We start from the raw sequence: 14,532 nt of genomic DNA, 5'->3' as shown, positions 1-14,532 counted from the left end.
ATGATGGTGGTCATGCGGGCGACGGGAGGCCGGTGCCCACCCGGGAGCGGGATGGCGCGGCCTGGGCGTCGTCGGGGATGAGGCGGAGCCCGGCTCGGGAGGGACGCACATGGGGGCCGCCTTCGGCGGCCCAGCCGTGGTCCGCCGTCAGCGCGCCGATGCGCTCCTCGTCGACCTCGATGCCGAGGCCCGGCCGGTCGCCGAGGACGATCCCGCCTTCCTCGATCCGCTGGTCGATGTCGAGCCCGATGGGGAATGTCAGGTCCTGCACTTCCGTGGCGAGGTGGTTGGGCACCGCTGCGGCCGCGTGAGCGGTGGGGTTGCCGTTGTACCCGACCGGGCTCACCGGCAGGTCCCGCCCGTGGGCGACGGTGGCGACCCGCAGGAAGTGCGTGATCCCCCAGACGCCGGCGGGCTGGAGGATGTCGACCGCGTCGGCGTCGAGGAGCGGCCTGAACTGCTCCAGGCCGGTCAGGTTCTCACCCGTGGCGACAGCCGCCCGCACCGAACGGCGGACGGAGGCGAGCCCGGCCGCATCCCAGCGGCGCACCGGCTCCTCGATCCAGGTGAGGTCGATGGTCCGCTCGAGCTCGCCGACGAAGCGCGCGGCCTGCGAGCGGTTCCAGGACTCGTTGGCGTCGAACATGAGCGCCGGCCGGTTGGAGTTGCCGATCAGCTGTTCGCGGACGATCAGCAGGCGTCGGAGGTCGTGGTCGACGTCGCGTCCGCCTTTGAGCTTGCCCGCGGTGAAGCCGTGGTCGGCGAAGTCGGCGTAGAGGGCGGCGAGCTGGTCGTCGTCGAGGGCGATGTCCAGCCCGGATGCGTACGCCGGGACGAACCGATCGCGCGCGCCGAGCGTGCGCCAGAGCGGCTCGTCGGCCATCTTGGCCTTGAGATCCCAGAGGGCCATGTCGAGGGCGCCGATCGCTCCGAACACCGAACCTCCGTGGCCGGCCTTGAAGACGCGGGCGATCATGCGGTCGTAGAGTGCGGTGACGGCGCGTGGATCCTCGCCTTCGACGGCCGGGAACACCCGGTCGATGTCGGCGTGCGAACCGAGCCCGATCCCTTCAAGGCCCTCATCGGTCTCGAGGATGAGCACGGGGACGTCGGTGTGGTGGTCGTCGGTGTGGCCGTTGACGTCGCCGACGAGCCGGCCCCAGTCGTGGCGCGTGGTCAGGCTGCGGTAGCCGGTAATCTTCATTCTTTGGTCCCTCCTGCCGTCATGCCGGAGACCAGGAATCGCTGCGAGAACAGGAACACGATCAGTACGGGCAGGACGGAGATGATGGTCGCCAGCGCCAGAGTGGGCAGTTGCACCGACTCCGATCCGGCGGCGCTCGGATTGAACGCGGGGGTGGAGGCCAGCAGGGTGGTGAGCCCGACCTGGACGGGGTAGCCGCTGCTGGAGGGCAGCATCACGAACGGGAGGAAGAAGTTGTTCCAGTTCTGCACGAAGCTGAAGAAGGCGACCAGCGCGACGACGGGCGCGGCCAGCGGCAACGCGATCCGGGTGAACACCGAGATCTCGGAGCAGCCGTCGATGCGCGCCGCGGCGAGGAGGTCGCGTGGGATGCTCGTGGAGAAGTAGATGTAGGTCAGGTAGACACCGAACGGGAAGAACGACATCGGGAGGATCACCGAGAGCGGGCTGCCGATCAGCCCGACGACGTTCAACTCGAGGAACTCGGGCAGCACCAGCGCGGTGTTGGGGATCAGCATCACCACGAGGGTCACCACCAGCAGCGAGCGCCGCAAACGGAACTCGGTGAGCGCGAGCGCGTAGCCGGCGGGGATGCTGACGACCAGCGTGATGAGCACCGCCGAGACCGAGTACAGGCCCGAGTTGCCGATCCAGCCGACGATGGCGCCGCCTTGGAAGCCGAACAGCTGGTTCCAGTTGGCCACCGCGTCCTGGATCGTCCCGAAGGAGAAGGCGTTGTCCACGAGCAGCGCGTGCGCGTTCTTCCCCGCGGCGAGGAGGAGCCAGACGATCGGGATGGCGAAGAACAGCAGGAAGACGATCAGGACGACTCCGACGATGGCGCGCCCACTCCAGCCGGCGAGTCCTCTGGCGCGGACGGGGGCGGACGCGCGCCGTGGCCGTGTGGCTCTGAGGGTGGTCATGATCAGTCCTTCTCGAACAGTCCGCCGCGGGTGACGAAGACCGCGGACAGCGCCAGTGCGACGATGAGCAGCAGGATCGAGATCGCTGCGGAGCCGTTGAAATCGTTCTGCGTGAACGCGTAGATGTACGCGAGCTGGTTCAGCGAGTAGTCGTTGCCGACGACGGCGTTGCTCGCCTGCGACAGCAGCTGCGGTTCGACGAACAGCTGAGTTCCTGCCGCCAGCGACATGATCGCCATGTAGGCGATCCATTTGCGCAGCAGCGGCAGCTGGATGCTGAGAGCGATCTGGGCCGCATTCGCGCCGTCGATCCGTGCGGCCTCGATCACCTCGTCGCTGACGTTGTTGAGGGCTCCGAACATGATGACGATCCAGCCGCCCGCTCCGGTCCAGAACGCGATGATCGCGAAGATCACCGGCAGGTGCCCGGGCTGGATGACCTGGACGAACGTCGAGAACCCGAACAGGTGCAGCAGCGGTGAGACCGGGCTCGACGAGGGGTCGAGCACGAACAACCACAGCAGCACGCTCGAGGCGCCGGCAAGTGCGCCCGGCAGGTAGAACACGAAGCGGAAGGTGGTAGTCATCCAGCGCACCTTGATGGCGTGGATCACCAGGGCGAGCACGACCACGAGGACGACCAGCGAGATCAGCCAGACCGCGAGGTAGAGCGCCACATGGCCCACCGCCGGGAGGAAGCGGTAGTCGCCGATCACCTTCGCGAAGTTCGCGAACCCGGCGAAGCCTCCACTCGAGTTCGTGAAAGCCAGGACGAGCGCATACAGAGCGGGGAGCACCCCGAAGGCGAGCATGAGCACGGCGTAGCCCGATACGAACAGATAGCCGATGCCGGACCGGGTGCTCGGCCGCCGGCGGCCGGCCGCGGCCCGTGGCCGACTCGGTGCGTCCGAGTCGGCCACGACCGTGGCATCTGCTGGGGCGGTGATCACAGTCATTTCACCGTGTAACCGTCGACCTGGGCCTGGTTCTTGATGGCGGTCTCCCATTCGGGGAGAAGGTCAGCGATGTTCTTGCCGCTCGTGACCTCCGGCGTGATGGTCTTGGCCCAGATCGCCTCCTGGCTGAACTGCGCCGATCCCCAGCCGGACCAGATCTGGTTCGCCGCCGAGACCACGGGGTCGAGCGAGGTGGCGTAGTACTTGCTGTCCGCCTGCTTGGCGACCCACTTCTTCGCGGCCGCGCTGTAGGCGGGGTATCCGGGAGCCAAGTCGACCTGGTATCCGTCAGCGGTGGTCACGAACTGGAGGAACTTCGAGGCCGCCGACAGATTCGCAGAGTGGCTCGAGATGAACCACGTTCCTCCGCCGACATCGCCGGTGACCGCCTTCTCGCTGCCCCAGGCGGGCGGGGCCGCCACGCCGAGGTGACCGGCGGGGACATTGAGCGACGACGAGCTCTGGAAAATCGCGCCGGCGTACCACGACGGCCCCGGCATCATGAGCACCTTGCCGGTGTACTGCTTCAAGAAACCGGGGGTGAAGACGCTCACGTTCGGCACCGAGCCGTCGGCGCGGAGCGTGTCGAGCATGGTGGCCGCGCGCTTGCACTCGGTGCTCGTGGTGTTGACGCTCACCGTCGTTGCTCCGGTCACGTCGTTGGCCTGGCATTTACTGGCCCACATGTAGATCTCGGGGGTCCACGGATCGCCCTGCGTGCCGACGATGTATCCGGGGTGCTCCTTGGCCACCTTCTCGCCGAGCGCCTGGTACTCCTGCCACGTGGTGGGAACCGAGTAGCCGAACTGGTCGAGCAACGACTTGTCGTACCAGAGCACGTTCTGAGCCAGGTCGTTGCGGAGGCAGTACACCTTGCCGCCGACCGTGCAGGGGTCGAGCGCGCCTGCCGCGAAGCCCTTGAGTGTGGAGGCCGGGATGAGCCCGCTGTCGAGCTGGGCGGCGAACGCCTGCTTGCCCGCGCTCTTTTGCGATGCCCATGCGGAGTCGTAGTCCTGCGTGCTCCACACGATGTCCGGCCAGCCGCTGCCGGCGCGGTCGAACAGCTGAATCTTGGTCTTGAACGAGTTCGACCCGTTCGCCGAGCCGTCGTAGGTCACCATCTTGACCTTGACGTCCGGGTTCGCCTTCTCGAAGGCGGCGACCGCGGGCGCCCGGGTGGCATCCACCCAGACGGTCAGGGTCGCGTTCTTGCTCTGCGGGGCTTCGGGAAACCCGTAGGTGGAGCTGGAGCCGGTGGCGCCGCCTGTGCAAGCGGTGAGACCGGTGACGAGCGCAGCTGCGGCGACGCCCGCGGCGAAAAGGCGGGAGACGCGACGCGGCGTCTGTGAAGCGGAAGTGACCACCGTGGTCCTCATTTCGGGTCGACGACTTTGACGACTAGCGCCGAGTGGCGCGAAGTCATTACATCACACGTATGACCTTTGCGCAACGGAAGAAACGCGATGGCCACAGGAAATAAACGGAAAGTCTTTGACAACTATTTCCTTGACTTGCCATAGTGTTTCTCGACCCGGCCGCTATCCTCCGACGAGGGAGGAGCCTCCATCGGTGGAGGACGTCAGTGCCGGGCAGAAACCGGAGTCAGCGATGAGGCGGAACACCGAGGATCGGCGGCGGCGCGCGAGCGTCGACCCGGGCCGATCGAGCAGAGCGGGCCGACGGGGTCGGGCACGGGCGGCGGCGGGAATCGCGGCCGTGACCGCGCTCACCGCCGCGACGGCCATCATCGGCGCGGGCACCGCGCTCGCCGCTCCCGGCATCGCACCGTCCGGGGTGGGCGCGGGCGGCATTCATGTCACGAAGGATGACACCGCCAAAACGGTCACCCTGACCGACGGCGACCTGAGCATGGTCCTCTCCTATGCAGGAGGGGCGCGCGTCACCTCACTCAAGGAGGGCGGCACGGAACTCCTGAACGCCGGGCTCTACAGCACCGCGCAACTCGACGTCGACGGGTCCACCCTCGACAGCCGGAGCGCGGGCACCGACGCGGTGGTGACCATCACCGGGAACAAGACCTCCGTCGCCTTCACTCTGGCCAATGCCGACGTATCGATCGACGAGCGGTGGACTTTCGGTCTCGGACCTGACGGCATCGACCTTAACTCGACGCGCAGCTACCACTGGCTGGAGACGACGAACACGAAGATTCGCCACAACGGGCAACTGGAGACCGGCTGGGCCCGGGTGTGGGACGACATCCGCAGGCCAGAGGACGGCGGCGACCTGCCGATCGGCAACGCGTACACGGGCACGAACAAGTTCTTCCTCTCCACGCCCAAGGACCGCTACGGGGTCGAGGAGGGGCAGTTCGTGTTCCTCTCCAACAACCGGCAGCAGGGTCTCGCGGTGACCACCACCAGCCCACGCTCGGTCGCCACCGAGTTCTCCTACACCGGCGACGGCAACACCTACCAGGAGACTCAGCTGCAGTCCGGCTCCACCTGGTCGTACACCGCGGGCACCCCCGCCTCAGGGCTGGTCTACGGCGGCCACTCCTCCAACCTCACCGACGCGGTGATCTACTCCCCGGTCGCGATCGCGCAGGACCAGCAGGACACGGTGTCCTACCGGTTCTCGGGCGCCGACTACGCCGCGTACGCCGGACTCGGCGGCACGGTCAACGGAGTGCAGGACACTGCGGCGCTCTCCTCGCTCATCAACGAGTTCGGCCGCTCCGGGATCATCGACAAGGGCTTCGGGATGTCGACCGTCGGCCTGCGCTACCCCGGCGTCGGTCCGTACGACATGGTCTATGCCGACCGCACGGTTCTCGGCCTCTACGACCCGGCGACCACGGCATCGCAGCAGAACCTGCTCACGTTCTTCAAGGACGACGCGCAGCAGTCGAACGGTCACATGAAGGGCCGGTCGTTCCATCGCGACTACACCTGGACCGCGAATCAGCTGTTCGACGCCGACCCGTCGTACGCTCTGGCCGTTTCGGACATGTACCAGTACGGCGGCGACACCGCGTGGCTGACCAGCATGCGCGGCTCGGTGGAGGCGGCGCTCGGCTACATGCTCACCAACCAGTACGCGTCGGCCGACGGGCTGTTCCACAACGACACCCTCGACTGCACCAAGCTGCACGGCGAGCGCGAGTGGAACGACGCCTATTACGTCAAGTACGAGAGCGGCTACATCAATGAGCTGATGTACGGCGCGCTGAACCAGTGGGCGGGCCTCGAGCGCGACGTCTTCCACGACACCGCCAAGGCCGACTCGTACGCGCAGACCGCAGCACAGCTCAAGGCCGCTTTCAACAAGAACAACACCGATGGCGGCCTCTGGAACCCGACCACCGGCATGTTCGACTACTGGCGCTGCCCGGATGGCACCACCCAGGGCGCGACTTACCACACCCAGCTCAACCTGCAGGCGATCATCTACGGCCTGGTGGACCTCCCCCGCGCCCAGCAGATCCTCGGCGGGATGGACACCCTGGTCGCGAAGAACCACCTCGCGATGATCCCGCAGAACTTCATCCCGATGAAGGCGAACGTCGAGGACTGGACGGGCGACCACTTCCAGACCGGGCTGGAGGACGGGGTGATCTACCCGCTGATGACCGAGGAGTACATGCGCGCAGCGGCCCTGGTCGGCGAGCGCTCGCAGTCACTCACCTACCTGAACAACACACTGGCCCGCTACACGAAGGACGGCTTCAACGGGTACAGCTTCCTCGACTGGCAGCTCAACCCGCACACCGGCGAAGCGTGGTTCCCGTCCAACGCAAACGGCGCCACCGGCCTGTTCTCCGACGTACTCGGCATCCAGCCGACAGCGGGAGGCGTCACTATCGCGCCGAACATTCCGGCGTCGATGAACGGCACGACGGTCACCCGCACCATCCACGCGACGGACGCACTGACGGTCATCTACCGCGACGAGCTGACGCAGGTTGTCGACTACAAAACCTCCAACCCGCAGCAGGTCACCCTGCAGTGGTCGGGACAGACGCCGGGGAAGACCTACACGGTGCGGGACGGCGACGTCACCGCCAGCTCGACCGCGGACACGATGGGCGTCGTGCGGTACTCGTACGATGTGACCGGAGGCTCGCACCACACGGTCACGCTCGGCGGTGGCAGCTCCGAGGGCTACGTCTGGGCGAACACCGTGCCGACCGACCTCGCACTGGGAAAGACCGCGACGGCGACCTCCAGCCAGGAGGACGCCAACTGGGGTCTCGCCAAGGTGACCGACGGCGACGCATTCAGCGCTGACAACACCTGGGGCTGGTCGAGCAACGCCGACACCACGGAGAACCACACGGAGGCGGTCACGATCGACCTCGGGTCGGCGCAGACCGTCAATTCTGTGGAGCTGGACCAGCGCGACTACGACCTGAAGGATCCGGGGACGTGCTTCCCGATCGACTTCACGATCGAGACGTCGACCGACGGCCTCACCTGGACACCGGGCACGACTCAGACCGGGTACCCGCAGCCGAAGACGGCGGCAGGACAGACCTTCACGCTGACGCCGCGCAGTGCGCGTTACGTCCGGGTGACGGGCACCAACCTCCGCCAGGACTCTGGCGCCTACAAGATGCAGTTCGCCGAGATCCAGGTCTTCGGCAAGTAGCAGTGAGATCGATGGGCCGGGTCGCACATCGTGCGGCCCGGCCCTTCGTCGTCCTCTGTGTGCGGCTCAGTCGAGCGCGGTGGACTCCCGCGGGACGAGTTGGCAGGCGACGCGCTCGACACCGGCGGGGATGGGCCGCTCGACGGCGTCGAGAATGGCCTGCGCGGCCCGGCTGCCCACGTCGTTGAGGCTCATGTCGACGGTCGTCAGCGGAGGCCGGCTGGCCTCCACCATGACGTCCCAGTTGTCGAAGCCGGTGACCGCGACCTGGTGCGGCACGCGCACGTCGGCCTCCCGTAGCGCTTCGAGCACGCCGCGGCCGATCTGGTCGCTGCCGCAGACGATACCGTCGAACTCCGCGCCTGAGCGCAGCAGCTGACCGACGGCCTGGCGCCCCCAGCGCTCCGACCATTGGCCGAAGAGCGGCTCGTGCACCAGCTCAGCGCCCGCCTCGGCGAGCACGGCCTCCGTGCTGGCCAGGCGGATGATGGAGGCGGTGTCGCGCTGCGGCCCGGAGATGAACGCCAGCCGCGTGCGTCCGGTCGAGACCAGGTGCCGCGCGGCCATGCGGGCACCCTCGGCGTCATCGACTGAAACGGACACGTCCTCCCCCGCCGTCGACCACGAGAGCGCGTAGACGACGGGCACCCCGGACACCCCGCGCAGGGGCTCGCGCGGGTACACGCCCGCACCGACGACGAGGATGCCGTCTACGCCGCGCCGGACGAACGACTCGACGTAGTGGGCCTCCCGAATCGGGTCGCCGCGGCCGTCGACGAGCAGCAGGGCCGTGTCGCGTTCGGCGAAGAGCTCGATCACGCCCTGAAGCACGGGCACGGTGAGGCGGCCGAACTGATCCTCGATGATCACTCCGACGGCGCCGGTCGGCCCGTTGAAGAACGCGGCGGGCACGGCCTCGGTGTGCGGTGCCCGATAGCCGAGCTCTGCAGCTGCCTCGAGGATGCGCTGCCGGGTGTCGTGCCGCACCGCACCTCGGCCCGAGAGCGCCTTGGAGACAGTGCTGATGGAGACCCCGGCGCGCTCGGCAACCTCGGTCGCAGTGATGCGACGGGCGGCCGAAGTCACGTTGTTTTCCACACGCCGACACTAGCAGAACGGAAAGTTTTCTTCCACACAAAAAACTTTTGCTCTTTTCCGCAAACTTTGCCATACTGGCATTCCCGAACCCCCGAAGCGGCATCACCGCCGCACCTGACGACAATGGAGTTGAGGTAATGAAGAGCACGGTCAAGGCTCTGGCCCTGGTGGCCACGGCATCCGTCGCCATCGCCCTCGCGGGCTGCAGCGGAGGAACCTCCGCCGGCATCGGATCCGCCGATGTGACGGCCAAGGACGACGGCGCCAAGCTCACCCTCTGGGTCCGCCCCGGCAATGAGGCGGTCACCGATGCGGTGGTCAAGAAGTACAACGCGACACACAAGAACCAGGTCGCCATCACGCACGTGCCCGCCGACCAGTACGTCACCAAGTACGCGCAGGCGTCGCAGTCGGGCTCGTTGCCTGACATCCTCGCCGCCGACCTGGTGTTCATGCCGCAGATCGTCGCGAACGGCTCGGCGCTCGACCTCACCGGCCTCCTCAAGAAGTCGGGTGCCTACGGTCATCTCGCGCCCGCCCACGAGCAGGCCGCCACTAAGGACGGCAAGGTCTACGGCGTCCCTTACGTGACCGACACCTCCCTATACCTCTACAACAAGGACCTGTTCACGAAGGCCGGCCTCGACCCGAACAAGCCGCCGACGACCTGGGACGGCATCATCAAGGCCGCCGACGCGATCACGAAACTCGGCGACGGCATCCACGGCGCCTACATCTCCGGCGACGCGCCCGGCTCGCTCGCCTACGACTTCACTCCCACCATCTGGGCGCAAGGCCAGGATGTCGTGAAGAAGAACGGCTCGTTCGACTTCCAGAACGACGCCACCAGAAAAGCGCTCGCCTTCATGCACACCCTCTACGCCAACGGTGACATCCCTGCGTCATCGAAGACCGACACCGGCGACGGCTTCTTCTCGGTCTTCGCCTCCGGCAAGGTCGGCATCAACTTCAGCGGCGGCAACGGCGTCAACACCGCCACGCTCGGCAAGAGCCCGTCGTTCCAGTTCGGTCTTGCTCCGATCCCGGGCCCGGAGGACGGGCAGACCGCGACCTTCTCGGGCGGCGATGCCGCCGCGATCTCGGCGCAGTCATCGCACAAGGACGAGGCCTGGGACTTCATCGACTGGCTGACCTCCAAGTCGACCGCCTCCGACGTCTACCTCAAATTGCCCGCGCTCTCCCCCGCACCGACGTGGCCGTGCCGAGCAGCCTGGGCGCCCAGTTCCAGGTTCCGGCCGAGCTCATCAAGAAGGGCCAGACCTACGTCTCGACCCACTACAACGACGTGATCGCCAGCGCCCAGGGCCCCTGGCTGGAGATGTTCCAGTCCGCGGTATTCAACGGGGTCTCACCCGAGCAGGCGACCGCGACGGCCCAGAAGGCCGCCGACGCCATCACCAAGTAGCGCTCCCCGCGTGACCGAAGGGACATCGACCATGGCCGACGCCGTCGCGACCGCACCCGCCCTCCGGGCGGCGGGCCGCCGCACGACCCGCAGGAGCGCGATCGCCCGAGGGGAGGGGACCCTGGGCTGGCTGCTCGCCGCACCGAGCGCCGTGCTCATCGCGCTGTTCTTCCTGCTGCCGTTCGGACTCACTCTCGTCATGTCGTTCTACCAGTGGCCGACGTTCGGCACGCCGGCTCCCGCCGGAATCGACAATTACAGCCATGTGCTCAGCGACCCGAAGTTCGGCCAAGCGGCGCTGTTCACCGTGCTGTACACGATGGTGACCTCGGTGCTCGGCCTGGCCGTGTCCCTCGGTCTCGCGCTGCTCGTGCGGCCCCGGTTCAGGGGCCGCACGGCGGTGCGGGCGCTGCTCTTCGCACCGGTCACGATCGGCTTCGCGCCGGCGGGCCTGCTGTGGCTCTCGATGTCGAACGTGCGCACCGGGGTCCTCCCGGCCATCGGCGCCGCGCTCGGAATCGTGCCGGCCGGCTCCGACTGGTTCGCGAACACCGGCAGCACCCTCGCGATCGTGGTGGTGATGACGGTGTGGAAGACCGCCGGCCTCGCGATGCTCGTGCTGATCATCGGCATGGACTCGATCCCGCCGGAGATCTACGAGGCGGCGCGCCTCGACGGGGCGCGGCCCTGGACCACGCTGACGAAGATCACGCTGCCGCTCATCGCGAAACCGCTGTCGCTGGTGGTCCTCCTCAACCTGACGACCGCGTTCCTGGCGTTCGACCAGTTCTTCGCCATGACCAAGGGCGGCCCGGACAACTCGACCGTCACGGTCGTCTACTACCTCTACAACGCGGCGTTCGTGAGCCTGCAGCGCGGATACGCGGCGGCAGTGGCCGTCGTGGTCGTCATCATCATGGCGACGATCTCGTTCGTGCAGGTGCGCCTCCAGCGCGGAAAGGCCTGAACCGCAATGTCCGTCCTCACATCGAACCGGCCGTCGCCCACCGCGCCCACGACCTCCCGCCTGGCGCGCCGCCGCCGCCGCATCTCCGCCACCGACGACCGCTCGCGCAACCCGTTGCGGATCGGCCTCGCCGTCGTGCTCGCGGCGCTGTTCGCGTTCCCGATCGTGTGGACCTCCATCGGAGCGTTCAAGCCGACGCAGGAGGCCAACTCCTCGCCTCCGGTGTGGTGGCCGTCGCACTTCTCGCTCGACAGCTTCGCCAAACTCGACAGCTCCGGTTCGTCGCTGCTCGGCTACGTGCTCAACTCGACCGCTGTGACGCTGATGACCGTCGTCATCACAACCGTCGCCGCGGTGTTCGCCGGCTACGCGTTCGCCCGCTTCCGGTTCCCCGGTAAGAAGGCGCTGTTCGGACTGACCGTCGGGATGCTGCTGGTGCCCTACCCGGCTCTGCTGGTCTCGCTGTTCACGGTGATGACGTGGCTGCACCTCACCAATTCACTTTTCGGGCTCGCCCTGATCTACTCGACGTTCCAGCTGCCGTTCGCTGTCTACATGATGCGCAACTCGTTCGAAAGCGTGCCGGAGGAGATCCTGGAGGCCGCCGAGCTCGACGGCTGCACCAAGTTCACGGCACTGCCGCGCGTCGTGCTGCGGCTGGTCGCGCCCGGCGTCGTGACGGTGGCCTTGTTCGCCTTCCTTGCCGCGTGGAACGAGTTCCTCGCCGCCCTCGTGCTCCTCAACAACAACCCGAGTTTCACCTTGCCGATCGCGCTGCTCAACGCGCAGAACGGCCCGCTCAACACCATCGACTGGGGCGACCTCCAAGCCGGGATCACCGTCACCATGCTGCCGTGCGTGGTGCTGTTCATCATCCTCCAGCGCTACTACGTGTCCGGCCTTGTCGCCGGCACGGGAAAGTGACCTCCATGACGACGACCCACCCCGCATTCGCCGCCGAACGCATCGCCACCCCGGTTCGAGAGAGCCAGCTCGCAGTGCGGCCATCGCACCGGCCGGGGACATTCGATGCCCTCGCTGTGGACTGCCCATTCGTGTTCTCGGTGGACGGCCGGCAGGGCATGACCTACGTGGGCTGGGACGGCATCGGCTACCAGAGCGCCCTGACCTGGAAGGGCGAGAACGGGTGGGGCGAGGGTCAGGTTGTGCTGCCGCGGGACCCCGCGAGCGACCTACGGGAGTTCAACGCGGCCATGACCTCCATCGTGCGGGACAACGACCTCTTCTCGGCCGGCGCGCTGCGAACCTTCGACGGCTGGTATCTCTCGACTTACCACGCCTACCCTGCAGCCGGATACGAGGCCGGACCCGGCTCCATCGGATTCCTACGCAGCCGCGATCTTCAGACGTGGGAGGAGACGGGCGACATCCTACGACCGCGCGATGGAGGACCGTGGGAGCAGGGTGGCCTCTACAAATCATGGCTGCTCGAGCACGACGGCCTCTTCTACGTCTTCTACAACGCCAAGGACCACGACGAGTTCGGCTCCGTCTCCGTCCCGCCGTCCTGGACCGAGCAGACTGGGCTCGCGGTGTCGCGCGATCTGACCAACTGGCAACGGTTCTCCAGCAACCCGGTGCTCTCCACGGGCGAGCCCGGTTCGTTCGACGAGCGCTTCGCCTCCGACCCGTGCGTGCTGCGCGACGGCGACTTCTGGATCATGTTCTACTTCGGCCTCGCTGCCGACGGCCACGCCCGCGAAGGCTACGCGACCTCGCGCGACCTACGGACCTGGCAGAAGTCGCGAGAGATCCTGCTCGACATCGGCCCAGTCGGGTCGATCGACTCCATCCATACCCACAAACCGGCAGTCATCTCCTGGGACGGCCGCCTTGAGCACTATTACACTGCAGTGAGCCCCCACGAGCCGCTTTCACTCGAGGGGCACGCATACGCCGAACTGCGTGGCATCGCCAGAGCGACCGGCCCTATGCCGCACACGAGCTGACCGGGGCAGCGAAAGTTTCGACTCGGCGTCTGTGCGGCTCCTCCGGGACTCGAGACTGCGTGAAGATCAATCCTTCTGGATCGCGTGGGATTTGAACCCGTATACTGCCCTTAAATGTCAAGGTTGTTTTGGAAAAGTGCTGATCAGTGGATTGATTAGAGTACATAGAATCTCGTTGGATCACATAGAGCCACGTACGATTGTGTGTCCTTATGTCGTTGTCAAGCGGCGAAGCCTGGGTCGTAGAGAGTGACGTCGCGGAGCATCGCGTCGAGGACGTCGATGCGGCGTCGGGCGAGGGCGATGAGGGCTTGGTTGTGTCTACTGGCGCAGCCAGAGGATCTTCTCGATCACCTCCGCGTCGGTCGCGGTCGGTGAGTGCTGCGGCGCGTTGGAGCGGTCCTTGAGCCCCTCGAACCCTTCAGCCTCATAGCGCTTCAGCCACGCGTAGTAGGCCTGCCGGCTCACCCCGTAGTAGCGGCAGCTCGCGGCGATGTTACCGCTGACCTCCTCGACGTGCCGCAGCACCGCGAGCTTGTGATTCGCCCGTCGCTCGATCGCCCGTAGGGCCGCGGCGGAGAGTGTTGATGTCATGCAGTCTTCCTCCCAAGCGGAAGACGCGACTCTCAACAACCTCCGTCAGTCTTATAGAGAAAGCAAAAACCCCCGGATCCCTTATAAACACTGGGATCGCGGGGGTTTCTCGTGGCGGTACCGGTGGGATTTGAACCCACGGTGGGCTTTCACCCACACAACTTTTCGAGAGTTGCACCTTCGGCCGCTCGGACACGGTACCGCGGACGAGTTTACTGGATGGTCGCGGTCACCGCGAATCGGGGACGTCGGCAGGACTCGTCCGCCGCTCAGGGAAAGCACCCCGAGCGCGCGATACGCTGCCGGGATGGGGATTCTGAAGCCGGTGGTCTGGCTCGGCGGCGCCGTCGTCGTCGCCGTGGGCGCGGTGGCCGGACGGGCATGGGTCGCACAGCAGCGCGCGTCGATCGCCGCCGGCAAGGAGCGCATCAACCAGACGCTGCCTGTGCACTCCGCGTGGTGGCGCGATCATGCCAAAGCGGAGGGTGAGATCCTCTATGTCGCGATCGGGGACAGCGCGGCGCAGGGTCTCGGCGCCTCGGCGCCGCGCAACAGCTACGTCGGTGTGATCGCCGATCACATCCGCTCCGCGACCGGGCGGAGCGTCCAGGTCGTCAACCTGTCCGTGTCCGGAGCCACCGTCGCCCTGGCCGTCGCCGACCAGCTGCCCCGGCTCGCCGACCACGCACCCGACCTCGTCACGGTGTCCATCGGCGCCAACGACATCGCCGACTTCGACGCCGGGCGGTTCCGGGAGGGCATCCGCCGGGTGTTCGACGAGCT

At 66.8% G+C, this 14,532-nt stretch carries 11 protein-coding genes, 1 tRNA gene and 1 pseudogene; 6 read left to right on the top strand and 7 right to left on the bottom strand.

The genetic code is table 11. From position 1 onward, the window contains the following. Nucleotides 1-10: 10 nt before the first annotated feature. Genes ACR5MH_RS19080 through ACR5MH_RS19065 form a run of 4 tightly spaced genes read right to left on the bottom strand, consistent with a single transcriptional unit; the run spans nucleotide 11 to nucleotide 4,447 of the window. Complete coding sequence (locus ACR5MH_RS19080; protein ID WP_431348620.1) at nucleotides 11-1,204, bottom strand: mandelate racemase/muconate lactonizing enzyme family protein; 1,194 nt, start codon at nucleotides 1,202-1,204, stop codon at nucleotides 11-13. Then, entirely contained in the window at nucleotides 1,201-2,127 is a 927-nt protein-coding gene (locus tag ACR5MH_RS19075; RefSeq protein WP_431348619.1) for a carbohydrate ABC transporter permease, read from the bottom strand. The genes ACR5MH_RS19080 and ACR5MH_RS19075 overlap by 4 nt, the downstream gene beginning before the upstream one ends. A 2-nt stretch (nucleotides 2,128-2,129) precedes the next feature. After that, nucleotides 2,130-3,083 carry a carbohydrate ABC transporter permease gene (locus ACR5MH_RS19070; protein ID WP_431348618.1) on the bottom strand — a complete coding sequence of 318 codons (954 nt, stop codon included), beginning with the start codon at nucleotides 3,081-3,083 and terminating at the stop codon, nucleotides 2,130-2,132. Next, nucleotides 3,080-4,447, bottom strand: a complete 1,368-nt coding sequence (locus tag ACR5MH_RS19065) for an ABC transporter substrate-binding protein (protein ID WP_431348617.1) — start codon at nucleotides 4,445-4,447, stop codon at nucleotides 3,080-3,082. Before ACR5MH_RS19065 ends, ACR5MH_RS19070 begins: the two co-directional genes overlap by 4 nt. Nucleotides 4,448-4,799: 352 nt before the next feature. On the opposite strand from ACR5MH_RS19065, the gene ACR5MH_RS19060 reads away from it, so the two are divergent. Next, entirely contained in the window at nucleotides 4,800-7,694 is a 2,895-nt protein-coding gene (locus tag ACR5MH_RS19060) for a discoidin domain-containing protein (protein ID WP_431348616.1), read from the top strand. 66 nt (nucleotides 7,695-7,760) lie between these two features. Here ACR5MH_RS19060 and ACR5MH_RS19055 read toward each other — a convergent pair whose 3' ends face one another. Further along, nucleotides 7,761-8,780, bottom strand: a complete 1,020-nt coding sequence (locus tag ACR5MH_RS19055) for a LacI family DNA-binding transcriptional regulator (RefSeq protein WP_433862066.1) — start codon at nucleotides 8,778-8,780, stop codon at nucleotides 7,761-7,763. Between the two features lie 149 nt (nucleotides 8,781-8,929). Here ACR5MH_RS19055 and ACR5MH_RS19050 point away from each other — a divergent pair, with 149 nt between their 5' ends. The 4 genes from ACR5MH_RS19050 to ACR5MH_RS19035 all read left to right on the top strand — a co-directional run bounded on the left by ACR5MH_RS19050 (nucleotide 8,930) and on the right by ACR5MH_RS19035 (nucleotide 13,155). Beyond that, nucleotides 8,930-10,102, top strand: a complete 1,173-nt coding sequence (locus ACR5MH_RS19050; protein WP_431348614.1) for an ABC transporter substrate-binding protein — start codon at nucleotides 8,930-8,932, stop codon at nucleotides 10,100-10,102. A gap of 147 nt (nucleotides 10,103-10,249) precedes the next feature. Next, complete coding sequence (locus ACR5MH_RS19045; protein WP_433862065.1) at nucleotides 10,250-11,185, top strand: carbohydrate ABC transporter permease; 936 nt, start codon at nucleotides 10,250-10,252, stop codon at nucleotides 11,183-11,185. A 6-nt stretch (nucleotides 11,186-11,191) separates the two neighbouring features. Beyond that, on the top strand, nucleotides 11,192-12,109 hold the full coding sequence (locus ACR5MH_RS19040; RefSeq protein ID WP_431348612.1) for a carbohydrate ABC transporter permease: 918 nt from the start codon (nucleotides 11,192-11,194) through the stop codon (nucleotides 12,107-12,109). Between the two features lie 5 nt (nucleotides 12,110-12,114). Continuing rightward, complete coding sequence (locus ACR5MH_RS19035) at nucleotides 12,115-13,155, top strand: hypothetical protein (RefSeq protein ID WP_431348611.1); 1,041 nt, start codon at nucleotides 12,115-12,117, stop codon at nucleotides 13,153-13,155. A gap of 321 nt (nucleotides 13,156-13,476) precedes the next feature. Here ACR5MH_RS19035 and ACR5MH_RS19030 read toward each other — a convergent pair whose 3' ends face one another. Beyond that, nucleotides 13,477-13,749 carry a helix-turn-helix domain-containing protein gene (locus ACR5MH_RS19030; RefSeq protein WP_431348610.1) on the bottom strand — a complete coding sequence of 91 codons (273 nt, stop codon included), beginning with the start codon at nucleotides 13,747-13,749 and terminating at the stop codon, nucleotides 13,477-13,479. 112 nt (nucleotides 13,750-13,861) lie between these two features. Further along, a tRNA-Ser gene (locus ACR5MH_RS19025) sits at nucleotides 13,862-13,951 on the bottom strand. Nucleotides 13,952-14,056: 105 nt separating this feature from the next. On the opposite strand from ACR5MH_RS19025, the pseudogene ACR5MH_RS19020 reads away from it, so the two are divergent. Then, nucleotides 14,057-14,521 (top strand): annotated as a pseudogene (locus ACR5MH_RS19020) (SGNH/GDSL hydrolase family protein); the annotation flags it as partial. Between the last annotated feature and the right edge of the window lie 11 nt (nucleotides 14,522-14,532).

The organism is Streptomyces sp. L7 (assembly GCF_050990935.1).
Lineage (GTDB): Bacteria > Actinomycetota > Actinomycetes > Actinomycetales > Microbacteriaceae > Leifsonia.
The sequence above is the reverse complement of the archived record's forward strand: the minus strand, read 5'-3'. Positions and strand labels throughout refer to the sequence as shown.